Source organism: Sandarakinorhabdus sp., from assembly GCF_032115815.1.
Lineage (GTDB): Bacteria > Pseudomonadota > Alphaproteobacteria > Sphingomonadales > Sphingomonadaceae > Sandarakinorhabdus.
This window is the reverse complement of the sequence record NZ_JAUMBI010000085.1, coordinates 1-15,132: the sequence shown is the minus strand read 5'-3', so window position 1 is coordinate 15,132 and position 15,132 is coordinate 1. Positions and strand designations below refer to the sequence as shown.

General features: G+C 66.0%; 11 protein-coding genes and 1 tRNA gene. 11 read left to right on the top strand and 1 reads right to left on the bottom strand.

Translation table 11 applies throughout. The features are described from left to right. The 6 genes from RT662_RS05165 to RT662_RS05140 all read left to right on the top strand — a co-directional run. The coding region (locus tag RT662_RS05165; RefSeq protein ID WP_313669639.1) for an aminotransferase class I/II-fold pyridoxal phosphate-dependent enzyme at positions 1-575 on the top strand (575 nt) is incomplete at its 5' end. Positions 576-578: 3 nt separating this feature from the next. Then, positions 579-1,871, top strand: coding sequence for a homoserine dehydrogenase (locus tag RT662_RS05160; protein WP_313669638.1), 1,293 nt, complete (start codon positions 579-581; stop codon positions 1,869-1,871). A gap of 94 nt (positions 1,872-1,965) precedes the next feature. Further along, positions 1,966-2,946, top strand: coding sequence for a class II fructose-bisphosphatase (glpX, locus tag RT662_RS05155; RefSeq protein ID WP_313669637.1), 981 nt, complete (start codon positions 1,966-1,968; stop codon positions 2,944-2,946). A 44-nt stretch (positions 2,947-2,990) separates the two neighbouring features. Then, the gene (gene recJ, locus RT662_RS05150; protein ID WP_313669636.1) at positions 2,991-4,757 is read left to right on the top strand and encodes a single-stranded-DNA-specific exonuclease RecJ; all 1,767 of its coding nucleotides are present in this window, start codon (positions 2,991-2,993) and stop codon (positions 4,755-4,757) included. A gap of 67 nt (positions 4,758-4,824) precedes the next feature. Further along, positions 4,825-4,900 (top strand) — tRNA-Glu (locus RT662_RS05145). Between the two features lie 107 nt (positions 4,901-5,007). After that, positions 5,008-6,372 carry an AarF/ABC1/UbiB kinase family protein gene (locus RT662_RS05140; RefSeq protein WP_313669635.1) on the top strand — a complete coding sequence of 455 codons (1,365 nt, stop codon included), beginning with the start codon at positions 5,008-5,010 and terminating at the stop codon, positions 6,370-6,372. On the opposite strand, the gene RT662_RS05135 is transcribed toward RT662_RS05140, so the two are convergent. Further along, a complete protein-coding gene (locus RT662_RS05135; RefSeq protein ID WP_313669634.1) occupies positions 6,309-6,779 on the bottom strand; it encodes a YbaK/EbsC family protein in 471 nt (156 codons plus the stop codon). The two genes, RT662_RS05140 and RT662_RS05135, sit on opposite strands and share 64 nt — an antisense overlap. Before the next feature lie 109 nt (positions 6,780-6,888). Between RT662_RS05135 and RT662_RS05130 the strand changes: the two genes are divergently transcribed. The 5 genes from RT662_RS05130 (at position 6,889) to argF (ending at position 15,109) form a co-directional block, all read left to right on the top strand. Continuing rightward, a complete protein-coding gene (locus tag RT662_RS05130) occupies positions 6,889-7,638 on the top strand; it encodes a hypothetical protein (RefSeq protein WP_313669633.1) in 750 nt (249 codons plus the stop codon). Between the two features lie 14 nt (positions 7,639-7,652). Then, positions 7,653-10,865, top strand: a complete 3,213-nt coding sequence (locus RT662_RS05125; protein WP_313669632.1) for a VPS10 domain-containing protein — start codon at positions 7,653-7,655, stop codon at positions 10,863-10,865. Positions 10,866-10,924: 59 nt separating this feature from the next. After that, entirely contained in the window at positions 10,925-12,808 is a 1,884-nt protein-coding gene (locus RT662_RS05120; protein WP_313669631.1) for a TonB-dependent receptor plug domain-containing protein, read from the top strand. A 108-nt stretch (positions 12,809-12,916) separates the two neighbouring features. After that, entirely contained in the window at positions 12,917-14,104 is a 1,188-nt protein-coding gene (locus RT662_RS05115) for an aspartate aminotransferase family protein (RefSeq protein ID WP_313669630.1), read from the top strand. Positions 14,105-14,182: 78 nt separating this feature from the next. Then, entirely contained in the window at positions 14,183-15,109 is a 927-nt protein-coding gene (gene argF / locus RT662_RS05110; protein WP_313669629.1) for an ornithine carbamoyltransferase, read from the top strand. Positions 15,110-15,132 lie beyond the last annotated feature (23 nt).

Sequence of the window (15,132 nt, the reverse complement as noted above, 5' to 3'; positions counted from 1 at the left end):
TCGATGGCCAGCCCACCCCGTCCATCCTGCAGGTGCCGGGCGCCAAGGACGTGGCGATCGAGTTCACCTCGATGAGCAAGACCTATTCGATGGCGGGCTGGCGCATCGGTTTCGCCGTGGGCAACAAGACGCTGATTTCGGCGCTGACCCGGGTGAAATCCTACCTCGATTATGGCGCCTTCACGCCGATCCAGGCCGCTGCAGTGGCGGCGCTGAATGGCCCGCAGGATATCGTGCAGCAGAACCGCGAGCTCTATCACCGCAGGCGTGACGTGCTGGTGGAAAGCTTTGGTCGCGCCGGCTGGGAAATCCCGGCCCCGCGTGCATCGATGTTCGCCTGGGCGCCGCTGCCGCCGGCGCTGGCGCATCTGGGCAGCCTGGAATTTTCCAAGCAATTGCTCACCGAAGCCGGCGTCGCGGTGGCACCGGGTGTTGGTTATGGCGAGGATGGTGAGGGTTTCGTGCGCATCGCGATGGTCGAAAACGAACAGCGCCTGCGCCAGGCCGCGCGCAACGTGCGCAAATATCTGCAATCGATGGGCGTGAATACGCCATCGGTGAAGGCGGGGGCCTGAACCATGACCAGTGCACTGCGGATTGGCCTGGCTGGCCTGGGCAATGTTGGCGCGGGGGTGGTGAAGATCCTCTCGCAAAACGCGGAGTTGGTTGCCAAGCGCGCCGGGCGACCAATCGTGGTGATGGCCGTTTCGGCGCGGGATCGCAGCCGTGATCGCGGCGTGTCGCTGGATGGCATCGCCTGGGTGGATGATGCGGCCGAACTCGCCACTCGCGACGATGTCGATGTGGTGGTGGAACTGATCGGCGGCAGCGACGGCCCGGCGCTCACGCTGGCGCGGCGCACGCTGGGGGCCGCCAAGCCATTGGTGACGGCCAACAAGGCGATGCTGGCCCATCATGGCCTTGAACTCGCCGAATCCGCCGAAAAGGCCGGCTTGCCGTTGAAATATGAAGCAGCCGTGGCCGGCGGCATTCCGGTGATCAAGGGGCTGGCCGAAGGCGCCGCCGCCAACCGCATCACCCGCGTCTATGGCCTGATGAACGGCACCTGCAATTATATCCTGTCGCGCATGGAAGCCGAAGGGCTGGGCTTTGGCGAAGTGTTGGCCGACGCGCAGGCGCTGGGCTTTGCCGAGGCCGATCCGAGCTTCGATATTGACGGCATCGACACCGCGCACAAACTGTCGATCCTCGCCGCGCTGGCGTTCGGCGCCCGCATCGATTTCGCTGGTGTCGCCGCGCACGGCATCCGTGCCATCGCCAGCGCCGATATCGCGCAGGCCGCCGCGCTGGGCTTCCGCATCAAGCTGGTGGGCCTCGCTGAGGCCGAAAATGGACAGCTGTTCCAGCGTGTGCACCCGGCGCTGGTGCCCATCGATCACCCGATTGCCACCACCATGGGCAGCCTGAACGCCGTCGTAGTGGAAGGCGATTTCGTCGGCCGGCTGTTCTTCCAGGGCCGCGGCGCCGGCGAAGGCCCGACTGCCAGCGCCGTGGTTGCCGATCTAGTGGATATCGCCCGCGGCGACGTGCGGCCGCCGTTCGTGATGCCGGTGGCCGATCTCGCTGCCCTGCCCCGTGCGCCAGCGGCGGATCGGCGCGGGCGTTATTATCTCAGGCTGTCCGTGGCAGACCGTGCCGGCGTGTTGGCAGAGCTGACAGCGGCCCTGCGTGACAGCGGCGTTTCCATCGAAAGCCTGGTGCAGCGCGGCACCTCCAGCGACGGCGATGCCATGGTGGTGATGGTAACGCACGAAGCCCGCGAAGCCGATGTGCTGGACAGCCTGGCCCGCATGGCCGCGTCCCCAGCGGTGGGCGGGCAGCCGGTAATGATGCATATCCTCGATTTCTGACGCTTCCGCGTCGGGCTCGATTTTTGAAGCCTTCCCCGTTTTTCCGTCGGCGCGTAAAGCGGATCACGTTTTGATTCGACGGTGGGAAATAAAGATGACCGCTCCAAGCCATGTTCTTGATCGCGTGCTCGTGCTCGAAATGGTGCGCGTCACCGAATATGCGGCCATTGGCGCGTCCAAGCTGATTGGACGCGGTGATGAGAAGGCCGCCGATGCTGCCGCCGTTGAAGCGATGCGCGGTGCCCTCAACATGCTGGATTTCGATGGCACCGTGGTGATTGGTGAAGGCGAACGCGACGAAGCGCCCATGCTGTTCATCGGCGAGAAGGTGGGCAAGGCGATCGGCACCGGCCCGCGCATCGACATCGCGCTCGATCCGCTGGAAGGCACCACCATCACCGCCAAGGCCGGCCCCAATGCGCTGGCCGTGCTGGCGATTGCTGAAGAAGGCGGTCTGCTGAACGCGCCGGACGTTTATATGGACAAGATCGCGGTTGGCCCCGGCTATCCCGAAGGCGTCATCGATCTGGCCAAGTCTCCCACCGAAAATGTGAAGGCCGTTGCCGCCGCCAAGGGCGTGGCCCCCAGCGACATCATCATCTGCGTGCTCGACCGGCCGCGCCATGAAGCGCTGATTGCCGAACTGCGTGGGCTGGGCTGCGGCATCATGCTGATCCCCGATGGCGATGTGGCCGGCGTGATCGCCACCACCAACCCGGATACCGGCATCGATCTGTACATGGGTTCGGGCGGCGCGCCGGAGGGTGTGCTGGCTGCCGCCGCACTGCGCTGCGTGGGCGGGCAGATGCAGGGCCGCCTGTTGTTCCGCAATGACGATGAACGCGGCCGGGCGCGGCGCTGGGGCATCACCGATCTTGATCGCATCTATGGCCTGACCGACATGGCCAAGGGCGATTGCATCTTTGCCGCCACCGGTGTGACGGATGGTTCGATGCTGAAGGGCGTCAAGCGCCGCAAGGATGGCATCATCACCACCGAAAGCGTGGTGATGCGCGCCTCCACCGGCACCGTGCGCCGGGTGAGCGGCGAGCATCGGGCGGATCGTCACCCGTAAGTCCGGCTCTTGCCCGAATCCGCGCGCACCCGCATGGATGCGGCATGGATTCTCGCCCCATTTTCGGCATTTCCCAGTCCCTCACCGGCCAACGCTGGGCGTGGCGCGGTGGCATTGCGCCCGGTGACGGGCTGACCGGCCGCGCCGGCGACGAGTTGCTGCACCAGTTGTTCCGCGCGCGCGGGGCCGAAGAAGCGGACTTTGGCCGGCTCGCCACCCCCACCCTGCGCGACTGGCTGCCGGATCCGGCGATTTTTGCCGATATGGAGCGCGCCGCCGAACGCATCGCCGATGCGGTGAAGGCGGGTGAGCATATCATCGTTTATGGCGATTATGACGTGGATGGCGCGACATCGGCCGCTGTTCTGATCCGGTATCTGCGCGGGATTGGCGGCAAGGTTGGCCATTATATCCCGGATCGGCTGCTGGAAGGCTATGGCCCGTCGGCCGGCGCGCTGGTGGCATTGAAACAGGCAGGTGCCGATCTGGTGGTGACCGTGGATTGCGGCACCCAGGGTTTCGAGGCGCTGGAGGCGGCCAAGGCGGCCGGCCTGGATGTGATCGTGGTTGATCACCACAAGGCCGGCACCGCCCTGCCCCCGGCGCTGGCGCTGGTGAACCCCAACCGGCTCGACGAGGTGCCCGAGGCGGCCGCGCATGGCCATCTGGCAGCGGTGGGCGTGGCGTTTTTGCTGTGTGTGGCGCTCAATCGCCTGCTCAGGGCGCGCGGGCTGTTCGCCAATCGCGATGAGCCCAACCTGATGGAGTTGATCGATCTGGTCGCGCTTGGCACCGTGGCCGACGTGGCGTCGCTCAGGGGCCTCAATCGCGCGTTCGTCACGCAAGGCCTGAAGGTGATGGGCCGCCGGGCCAATATCGGCATTGCGGCGCTGTGCGATGCGGCGCGCCTCAGCCGGGCGCCGGTGTCGCGCGATCTCGGCTTTGCGCTGGGGCCGCGGGTGAATGCCGGCGGCCGCGTGGGCCAGGCCGATCTGGGCGTGCGACTACTCACCACCCACGATGCTGGTGAAGCCGCCCAGATCGCTGCCGAGCTTGACCGGCTTAACCAGGATCGCCGCGCCATCGAGCAGGCGGTGACAGAGGCGGCGCTGGCGGGCGCAATGCCCTCGCCGGGCTGCACATTGGTGTCTGGCGAAGGCTGGCACCCCGGCGTGATCGGCATTGTTGCAAGCCGCCTGAAAGAAAAGATGAACCGCCCGGCCATCGTGATCGCGATTGGCGAGGATGGCATCGCCAAGGGTTCGGGCCGCAGCATCACCGGCGTCGACCTGGGCGCCGCCGTGCTGGCCGCCAAGGATCATGGCCTGCTGATGGCCGGTGGCGGCCATGCGATGGCCGCGGGCCTGACCGTGGCTGCTGACGGCATCGCGGCGCTGGATGCGTTCCTCAACGAGCGGCTGGCCGAGGCGGTGACGGCGGCAACGGCTGACCGCGCACTTTCCATCGATGCCGCCGTCGCGCCGCGCGGGCTCAACGCTGGCCTGGTCGATGTGCTGGAAACCGGCGGCCCCTATGGCCAGGGCTGGCCAGCGCCGCGCATCGCTGCCGGGCCGTTCCAGATTGTCGACAGCCGCATCGTGGGCGAAAATCACCTGCGCTTGCAGCTTGCCGGCGCCGATGGCGGTCGCATCAAGGCGATGGCTTGGCGCCAGGGCGACAGTGAATATGGCGCGGCCCTGCAAGGCGCGCGCGGCCGCCCGGTGCACATCGCTGGCCGGGTAAAGCGTGACGATTGGACCGGCGGCAACGCCGTGGAACTGGAGCTGGACGACGCCGCATTTGCCGATTGAGACGCTTTTTTCATTTAAGCGGTTGACGCCAAGGCCCGAGGCCAATAACAGGCGGCCTCTCGCTGCTGGCCCCTTCGTCTAGCGGTCTAGGACGTCGCCCTTTCACGGCGAAAACACGGGTTCGAGTCCCGTAGGGGTCACCATCCATCAGCGAGCATTGGCGGCAGGCGAAAGCCTGCCGTTTTGCGTTTCAGGCCAGCGTCAAAGTCCCACACTGGCGCTGGACGCCGGGCCAAGGCATTGACCCGCCATGTTGCCCACCCGCCCGCGCACTGTTCCCTCTTCCCGTCTGTCACGCCTCGCCGGTTTTGGTCGACTGGCCGGCGGCATCGCGGGCAATGTGATCGGTGGTGGTGCGCGGGAAGTCCTGAAGGGGCAAAGGCCCGATCTGCCCAGCCTGCTGCTCAACCCCGCCAATGCCAAGCGCCTCGCCGATGAACTGGCGCGGCTGCGCGGCGCGGCGATGAAGCTGGGGCAGTTGATTTCCATGGACGGCGGCGAGGTGCTGCCGCGCGAACTTTCCGACATCCTCGCCCGTTTGCGTTCCGAAGCTGATCCGATGCCGGAAAAGCAGCTGGAGCAGGTGCTGGTGGCCGGCTGGGGGCAGGAATGGCGCGCGCAGTTCCAGCGGTTCGACATGGCGCCGATTGCGGCGGCCTCGATCGGCCAGGTCCACCGCGCGGTGGCGCTGGACGGGCGCGATCTGGCGATCAAGGTGCAATATCCCGGCGTCGCGGCCAGCATCGATGCTGATGTCGACAATGTGGCGACGCTGGTGAAGCTTTCGGGCCTGCTGCCGGCGGGTTTTGCGGTGGAACCGCTGTTGGACGAAGCCAAGCGCCAGTTGCACGAAGAGGCCGATTACGCCCGCGAAGGCGCGATGTTGGCCCGCTATGGCGCGTTGGCCGCCGATTGGCCGGAGGTGGTGGTGCCATCGCTCGCCGCCGATCTGTCGCGCCCGACCATATTGGCCATGAGCCACGTGAAGGGCGTCGCCATCGACAAGGCCGCCGCCCTGCCCCAGGCCGAACGTGACCGGCTGATGACCCTGATGCTGCGCATCCTGATGGCCGAATTGTTCGATTGGCGGGTGATGCAGACCGATCCGAACTTTGCCAATTATCGCTATGATCTGAACTCGGGCCGGCTGGTGCTGCTGGATTTCGGCGCGGCGCGGGTGGTGCCGGATCATATCAGCGACGGGTATCGCGCGCTGTTGGCTTCAGGGCTGGCCGGCGATGACGCGGCATTGCTGGAAGCGATGGCGGGCATCGGCATATTGCCACCCAATGCCCCGCAAGCCATGAGCGAGACCATCGTGGCCATGGCGCGTGACGGGTTTGCGCCGCTGCGGCTGGATGGCCCGTTCGATTTCGGCGCCGGCGGGCTGGCCAGCAACTTGAAGGACCAGTCGCAAACCCTGATCGGCCAGCGCGAACATTTCACCGCGCCGCCGCCCGACATCTTGTTCATCCAGCGCAAGATCGCAGGCATGTATCTGCTGGCGGCGCGGCTGAAGGCTCGGGTGGATGTGGCCGCGCTGGTGCGGCCCTACACCGGTGGCAGCACGCAGGCATCGACCCAGCCGCGCGCCACCAGAGCCGCCATGCGCTGAGGCGCGATCTCCACGGACGATTCGCGGCAACCGGCCGCCGGAAACACCGTCGGGAAGCCCTGCAGGGACACATCGATCCACACCGGCACATCAGTGGCCAGCCCGAACGGGCAGACGCCGCCCACGGCATGCCCGGTCACCGCCAGGGTCTCTTCCGCATCCAGCATGCGCGGTTTTCCGCCGAGCGACTCCCGCGCCTTCTTGTTGTCCAGCCTGGCATCGCCGCGCGTCACCAGCAGCAGCACTTCGCCATTCACCCGCATTGCCAGTGATTTCGCGATGCGGCCGGGTTCCACGCCCAGCGCTGCGGCGGCTTCGGCCACGGTGGCGGTGGACGCGCCCGGCACGATCACCGGCACATCGGGAGCATGGGCCGCCAGCCAGCGGAGGACATCATCATGAGCCATGGCGCTGGAATTGCCTGTAATTGCGGCGCTGCACAAGAGTATTGGTTTGACAATACACCGACGCTGCGGCAGCGATGCCACATCGTCATTCTATCCCAAGGGGAAGCTCATGCGAATCGCATCCCGTGCGTTGGCCGCGTTGTTGCTGGCCGGCACTGTCTATCTGCCGGCCCAAGCCCAGCCCGCTGCCGAACCCACTGCCGCTGATCTGGTGGCGAAGAACCTCGCCGCCCGGGGTGGCAGCGCTGCCCTGGCTGCGCTGAAATCGGTGAGCCTGGACGGCAAGCTGGTGTTCCCCGGCGGGTTCGAGTTGACCTACAATGAAGTGCGCGCCGGTGGCGCCGTGCGCGTTGATGCCGCACTGCAAGGGCTGGCACTGGTGCAGGCCTATGATGGCAGGGGCGGCGGCTGGCGCATCAATCCGTTCGAAGGCCGCAAGGACGCCGAACCGATGGGCGACGACGAAGCCCGCAGCTTTGCCGATACAGCCCCGATTGCCGGCGTGCTGCTTTCCGCCAGCAGTGATGGCAGTGCCGTGACCTATCTGGGCCGCGAGGATTTCGATGGCACCAATTGTTACAAGCTGAAGGTTGCGCAGAAGGATGGCGATGAATTCGTCTACCTGATCGATCCCGATTCCATGCTGGAAGTGAAGATCACCGAAACCCGCAAGCTGCGCGGCGCCGTGCAGGTGAGCGAGAGCGAGCTGGGCGATTATGAAGCCGTGGGCGGCGTGATGTTCCCGATGTCGATCGAGAGCGGACCGCAGGGCTCCAGCCAGCGCCAGCGTGTCATCATCACCAAGGCCAGCGCCAATCCGCCCGCGCCGGCCAGCCTGTTCGCCCAACCGGGCAAGTGAGGGAGCACCACCCCATGATCCGCACCATATTGCTGGCCGCAACGGCCCTCACCATCGCCGCTCCCGTCGCTGCTGCTGATAGCGCGGTTCCCGCCAGCGCCGGCATTTCCGGGCTTGGTATTCGCAACATCGGTTCGGCCGCCATGTCAGGCCGCATCGCCGCGCTGGCGGCGCGCGTGGAAGATGATGGCAAGGTCACCATCTTCGTGGGCGCCGCCTCTGGCGGTGTCTGGAAATCCGATGACGGCGGCACCAGCTTCACGCCGAAGTTCGACAAGCAGCCGGTGCAATCGATCGGCGCTGTCGCGCTTGATCCCACCAACAAGCAGACCGTGTGGGTCGGCACCGGCGAGGCCTGGACGCGCAACAGCGTTTCAGTTGGCAACGGCATCTACAAATCCACCGACGGCGGCGACAACTGGACCCTGATGGGCCTGCCCAATGTGGAGCGCATCACCAAGATCGTGGTGCACCCCACCAACGGCAATATCGTCTATGCCTGCGCGCCCGGCGCGTTGTGGAGCGACAGCCCTGACCGCGGCCTGTATAAAACCAGCGACGGCGGCAAGACCTGGACGCAGATCCTGAAGGGCCCCAACCTTTCCACCGGCTGTTCGGGCATCAGCCTCGATCCGTCCAACCCGGATCGCCTGATCGCCGGCCTTTGGGATTTCCGTCGCAAGGGCTGGACGTTCCGTTCCGGCGGTGAAGGCCCGGATGCACCGTCGGGCAGCGCCATGGCAATCAGCGAAGACGGCGGCAAGACGTGGAAGATGCTGGATGCGACCACCAAGGGCCTGCCCAAGGGCCCGTGGGGCCGCATCGAGGTGGTGCACGCCCCATCAATGCCAAATCGCGTCTATGCCGTGATCGAACATGCCAAGACCGCGCTTTACGTGTCGGAAGATGGCGGCAAGAGCTGGGAAGCGCGCGACAGCAGCCGCAACATGGTCTGGCGTCCCTTCTATTTCCAGAAGCTGGTGGTTGATCCCACCAACGCCGATCGCGTGTTCAAGATGAACCTGCGGGTGATCGTGTCTGACAATGCCGGCAAGAGCTTCTCCGACACGGCCGGCGGCAGCCATGCCGATTGGCACGATGTGTGGGTGAACCCCAAGAACCCCAAGCATCTGATTGGCGCCGATGATGGTGGCATGTGGATCAGCTATGATGGCGGCAGCAAATGGTGGCATTCGCGCAACCTGCCGATCAGCCAGTTCTATCACGTCGCCATCGACGACAAGGACCCATACCAGGTCTATGGCGGCCTGCAGGACAACAGCAGCTGGGTGGGTGACAGCGAATATCCGGGCGGCATCACCAATCACCGCTGGGAAAATCTGTACGGCGGCGATGGCTTCTGGGTGCTGCCCGATCCCGCCAGCCCCGATCATGTCTATGCGGAGTATCAGGGCGGCAACATCGCCTGGATCAACCGCAAGACGCTTGAGCAGAAGGCGATCCAGCCCAAGGCCGGCTACAAGGAAAAGCTGCGCTTCAACTGGAACACGCCGATGGCGCTGAGCCCACACGACAAGAGCGTGCTGTATCTGGGCAGCCAGTATCTCCACCGCACCCGTGATCATGGCAACACGTGGGAGCGCATTTCGCCCGACCTGAGCACCAACAACCCGGCCAAGCAGCAGCAGGAAAAATCCGGCGGCATCACGGTCGACAACTCGTCGGCCGAAATGCACACGACGATCTATTCGATCAGCGAAAGCCCCAAGGCCGCCGGCACCATCTGGGTCGGCACCGATGATGGCAATGTACAGGTGACCACCAACGGCGGTGCCAACTGGAACAATGTCACCAAGGCGCTGAAGCTGGCGGGAGACAATTGGGTGAGTTGGGTGGAAGCCAGCCAGCATGATGCGGGTACCGCCTATGTGGCGGTGGATCGCCACGTGTTCGGCGACATGGCGCCGCACATCTTCGTCACTCGCGATGGCGGCAAGAGTTTTGCCCGCATCGCCGGTCCCACCACGGCCGGCATCCGCGGCTATGCGCACGTGATCAAGGAAGACCGGGTTGACCGGAATATCCTGTATGCCGGCACCGAGTTCGGCATGTTCATGAGCCGCAATGGTGGCATGAACTGGGAGGAGTTCCGCCCCGGCAATTTCCCGGCGGTTGCCGTCCGCGACATCGTGCAATCGAAGAAGGGCGATGATCTGGTGCTGGCCACGCATGGCCGCGGCATCTGGGTGATCGACGATGTCTCACCGCTGCGTGAACTCACGCCCACGGTCGTTGCCTCCAACGTAACGCTGGTGGCTTCGGCGCCGGTGGAACAGCGTATCCAGGGCAACGGCGGCTGGTCGGAAGGCGATGCCAATTTCGTGGGTGACAACCCGCCATCGGGCGCGGTGATCACCTATTACCAGAAGGCCCGCCATGTCATCGGCCGCATGAAGCTGGAAATCATCGGCCCGGATGGCGCTCTGGTCGAAGAACTGCCGACCTCCAAGCGCAAGGGCCTGAACCGCGTTGAATGGTCGATGCGCACCAAGCCGCCGCTGGTTCCCCCAGCGGCCAGCATCGCCGGCAATTCAGTGCTTGGGCAGCGCGTGCTGCCCGGCCAGTACAAGGTGCGGCTGACCAAGGCTGGCGAGGTGACGGAAGTACCGCTCACCCTCACCAACGATGCCCGCGCCAGCTACACGGCAGACGACCGCAAGGCGCAATATGAGGCCGCCGAACGGGTGAAATCATTGTTCCAGCGCATGACCGGCCTGACCTTTGGCCTGGTTGGGCTCGCCCGCGATGCCAACGCCGCCGCCAATGATGCCAAGGCAACGCCGGCAGCGAAGAAGGCCGCGCAGGAACTGGCGCTGAAGGCCGCTGACCTGCGCAAGCTGGTCGTCGCCACCACTGAAGGCGGCGCCATCACCGGTGAGGAACGGCTGCGCGAGAATATGGATATGGCCTACGGTCAGATCATCAGCGCCGAAGGCCGGCCGCCGGGCTATGCGGTGGCGCGGGTGGATGCGCTGGAGAAGGAACTGAAGGAAGTGGAAGACGCCTTTGCCGCCCTGAAGGCAACCAAGGCGGCGGCGCTGAACAGCCAGCTTGAGCTGTCCGGCATCGCTCCGATCAGCCTGGCGGCGGTTCAGGTGGACATGGTGCCGACCGGCGGCCAGATGACCGCGCTGGGGCGCGGTTTGGTGGGTGGCCGCTATTTCGGAGACTTCCGCGCCCTGGCCTTCCCGCGCAAGAAGCGGTGAGGCCTCAACTTGCTGCGCTGCTGCTGGCAACACCGGCAGCAGCAGCGCAGACCGACCCAGTGCAAACTGGGCTGCGCCTTCCCGAAGAAGCCCTGATCACCGTCACCGCCCCGGCCGGGCCCGGGAGGGTGCTTACGCCCATCGTCGGCCTGTCGGGCGAAGCCCTGCTCGATCGGCAGCCGCGCAGTGTCGCCGACGCGCTGCGCGGCCTGCCTGGCGTTTCGGTGCGAACCAATTCGCGCGGCGAAACCGTGGCGCGGGTGCGCGGCAGCGATGAACGGCAGACACTGGTGTTTCTGGATGGAGCGCCGCTGGCCGTGCCGTGGGACGGCCGGGTGGATATCGGCCTGATCCCGGCCGGGCTGATCGGCGGGCTTTCCGTGCGCAAGGGCGCCGGCGCCATCGAATATGGTGCCAATGCCGTGGCCGGAGTGGTGGACTTGACCACGCGGCAGGAAGGCAGCCTCGCGGTGGCGCAAGCAGGGCCTTATGCCCTGAAGAATCTGTCTGCGGCCGGCGTGGTGCCGCTGGGCGGCCTGTCGCTCACGCTGGCTGCCACCCATCAGGCGCAGGGCGCGCTGCCCGTGGCGCGCCGGAGCGCCCTGCCCTTCAACCAGCCCGCCAGCGATCGCCGCACCAACACAGATCTCGCCGCCACCAGCCTGTTTGCCGGGCTGGGCGGCATGGCCGGCGCGCTTGAATGGCGGGTGAGTGTGCTCAACATCGACGCTCGCCGCGGCATTGCACCGGAATCGGATCGCGATCCCGCCAGTGCCCGTTACTGGCGGACCCCGGACTGGAATCTGACTCAGGCGCAGGTTGCGCTCGAACTCCCGATCGGTGCCGCCACTGCCCGCGCCGTCGGCTGGCGGCAATGGTTCGGGCAAACCATCGAAGCCTATCGCGACGTCACCTACGCCGCCCTGCGCAGCCGCGAGATCGACGAAGACAACACGGTGGGCGGCCGCTTCACGCTCAGCCACCCCCTCGGCCCAACCTCCTTGCGCTGGAGCCTGTCGGGCCAGGTGAGCGATCACCTGCAGACCGATATCGCTATCCCGCCCGGCACGCAGCCTGCTCCACTGCTCTACCGCCAGTCGCTGGCCTCGGGCGGGGTGGAGGCCGATGTGCCGCTCGGCGCAGCGCGGCTGACGCTGGGGCTGGGCCTGGACCGCAGTGCCAATCCGCGCACGGGCGACAAGCCGGTGCAGCCCGCCCGGCAGGCCGCCACCTTCTCGGCCGCCTTGGCGCTGAAACCGGCAGACGGCGTGTCGCTCACTGTCTCGGGCGGTCGGCGCAACCGCTTCCCCAGTGCGCGTGAGCTATTCGGCGAGGCCCTGGGGCGTTTCCTGCCCAATCCGGCGCTGCTGCCGGAACAGGCCTGGCTCGCCGATGCCGAACTGGGCTGGCGCGCCGGGCCATTCACCCTCACGCTCACTCCGTTCTGGCAACGGGTGGAAGGCAGCATCGGCCAGCGCATCGTGCGGGTGAACGGGGTGAATCTGCGCCAGCGCTTCAACCAGGCGCCCGCCACCAGCATCGGCGTTGATGCAGCAATGCAGGTCCCGCTGGCCGACGGTCTGACACTGGAACTCACTGGCTCGGCGCTCGATGCCAGCAGCACCGGCCAGCCCCTGCTCCAACGGCCGGCGCACGAAATGTTGATTGCGCTGGACTGGGCGCCACGCGAAGCCTTCGATCTGCGCGCCGAACTGCGTCGCGTGGGCCCTGCCCGCGATCTGGCCCCGGATGGCAATTTGGCCCGACTGGCACCGGCCACCGAAATCAACCTCCGCGCCCGCGTGCCGGTGTTCCGCATCGGTACCGTGCCGATCAGCGCCACCGCTGCCATCGACAATCTCACCAACGCGGTGATCCTGCCGCAACTGGGCCTGCCGCAGCCGGGGCGCTCCATCCGGATCGGCCTTATCGTCGGGGGTTGAGGGCGCTGGCCCAAGTCGCTATAGCGCGAATGTGAAGGCGGCTTGTTTTGGGCCGCCTTTGTGCGTTGCCGGCTTCCGCATCCCGAGGCCGCCCGAGGACGACAGACGATGACCATCACCCCGCTCATGCCCGTTTATGGCCGGTGCGAGGTTGCGCCGGTGCGAGGCGACGGTTGTTACCTCTATGACGCTGAAGGCCGCGAGTGGCTGGACATGGCCAGCGGCATCGCGGTCAATTGCCTGGGCCACGGCCACCCGCACCTGGTGCAGGCCATCCAGAAGCAGGCCGCCACGCTGATGCACACGTCGAACCTGTACAAGGTGCCGGCGCAGGAACATCTGGCCCAGCGGCTCGTCGATCTCACCTTTGCCGATACGGTGTTCTTCACCAACAGCGGCGCCGAAGCCATCGAATGCTCGGTGAAAACCGCGTTCGCCTATCATTACGCCACCGGCAATCCGCACAAGCATCGCATCATCACCTTCTCCAACGCCTTCCATGGCCGCACGCTGGCCACGATTTCGGCCACCGATCAGGAGAAGCTGCGCAAGGGCTTCGAGCCGCTGCCGGATTGGTTCAAGGTGGTGCCGTTCGACGATCTTGCCGCTGCCGAAGCCGCCATCGATGACAGTGTTGGCGCCTTCATGGTGGAGCCGATCCAGGGCGAAGGGGGCATCCGCCCGGCCAGCGTAGAGTTCCTGAAGGGCCTGCGCGCCCTGGCGGACAAGCACGGCCTGCTGCTCATCCTTGATGAAGTGCAGTGCGGCGTGGCCCGCACCGGCAAGCTTTTCGCGCATGAGCTCTATGGCGTCACCCCCGATATCATGGCGATCGCCAAGGGCATCGGCGGCGGCTTCCCGGTCGGTGCCTGCCTCGCCACCGAAAAGGCGGCCACAGGCATGGTGGTTGGCACCCACGGCAGCACCTATGGCGGCAACCCGCTCGCCATGGCCGCCTGCGAAGCCGTGCTCGATATCGTCGCCGAACCCGCCTTCCTCGCCCAGGTCACTGAAATGGGCGCGCGGCTCACCCAGGCGCTGGAGCAGATGATCCCCAACCATGATGATCTGTTCGAAAGCGTGCGCGGCAAGGGCCTGATGATCGGCCTGAAGCTGAAGAGCGACAGCCGCGCGTTCGTCAGCCACGCCCGCAGCCACGGCCTGTTGATGGTCGCCGCCGGGGACAATGTGGTGCGCCTGCTGCCGCCGCTCACCATCGAGGAAAAGCAGATCCGCGAATGCGTGGAGCGTCTCTCCGCCGCTGCGCGCAGCTATCAGCCGGCTGCCGCTGCCTGACCCTTTGGCCGTGGGGCCTTATGCCCCCGCTGTTTCAACACCCCTCCCCTTTGCCGGGGCGGGGAGGATATTTGAAAAATGCCGCATTTCCTTGATCTTGCCACTGCAACCCCTGCCGGCCTGCGGGCCATATTGGACGATGCCCACGCCCGCAAGGCGGCGCGCGCCGGCTGGCCAAAGGGCCGCGTGGATGCCGATGCGCCGCTGGCCGGCCATGTGCTGGGCATGATCTTCGAAAAACCCAGCACGCGCACCCGCTTTTCCTTCGACATGGGCGCCCGCCAGCTTGGCGCGACCACCATCGTATCGAGCGCCGGCGAGATGCAGCTGGGCCGCGGCGAAACCATTGCCGACACCGCGCGCGTGCTGAGCCGTATGGTCGACGCGCTGATGCTGCGCACCAACAACCACGAGAAGCTGGAACAGTTGGCCGAACACGCCACGATCCCGGTGATCAACGGCCTCACCGACCTGTCGCACCCGTGCCAGGTGATGGCCGACATCATGACCTTTGAAGAGCGCGCCGGCCGGCCAGTGACGGGTTCGACCTGGGCCTATGTCGGCGATGGCAACAACATGACCAACTCGCTGATCGAAGCCAGTTCGCTGCTGAAGTTCGATCTGAAGGTGGGCGTACCGCACGGGCTGGAGCCGGATTCGGGCGTGATGGCCACTGCCTGCGCGCGCGGCGGCTGCATCGATCTGGTGCACACGGCCGCCGCCGCGGTGGAGGATGCCGATGTCGTCGTCACCGATACCTGGGTGTCAATGGGCCAGGCCGACACCAAGGAAAAGATGGCGGCGTGCAAGCCGTTCCAGGTGAATGATGCGCTGATGGCCAAGGCGGCGCCGGGGGCGCTGTTCCTCCACTGCCTGCCGGCACACCGCAACGACGAAGTGACCGACAGCGTGATGGACGGCCCAGCGTCGGCGGTGTGGGACGAAGCGGAAAACCGCCTGCACGTGCAGAAATCCATCCTGCTTTGGTGCCTGGGCAAATTGTGATGCTGGCTGAAGGGCTTGCCCCC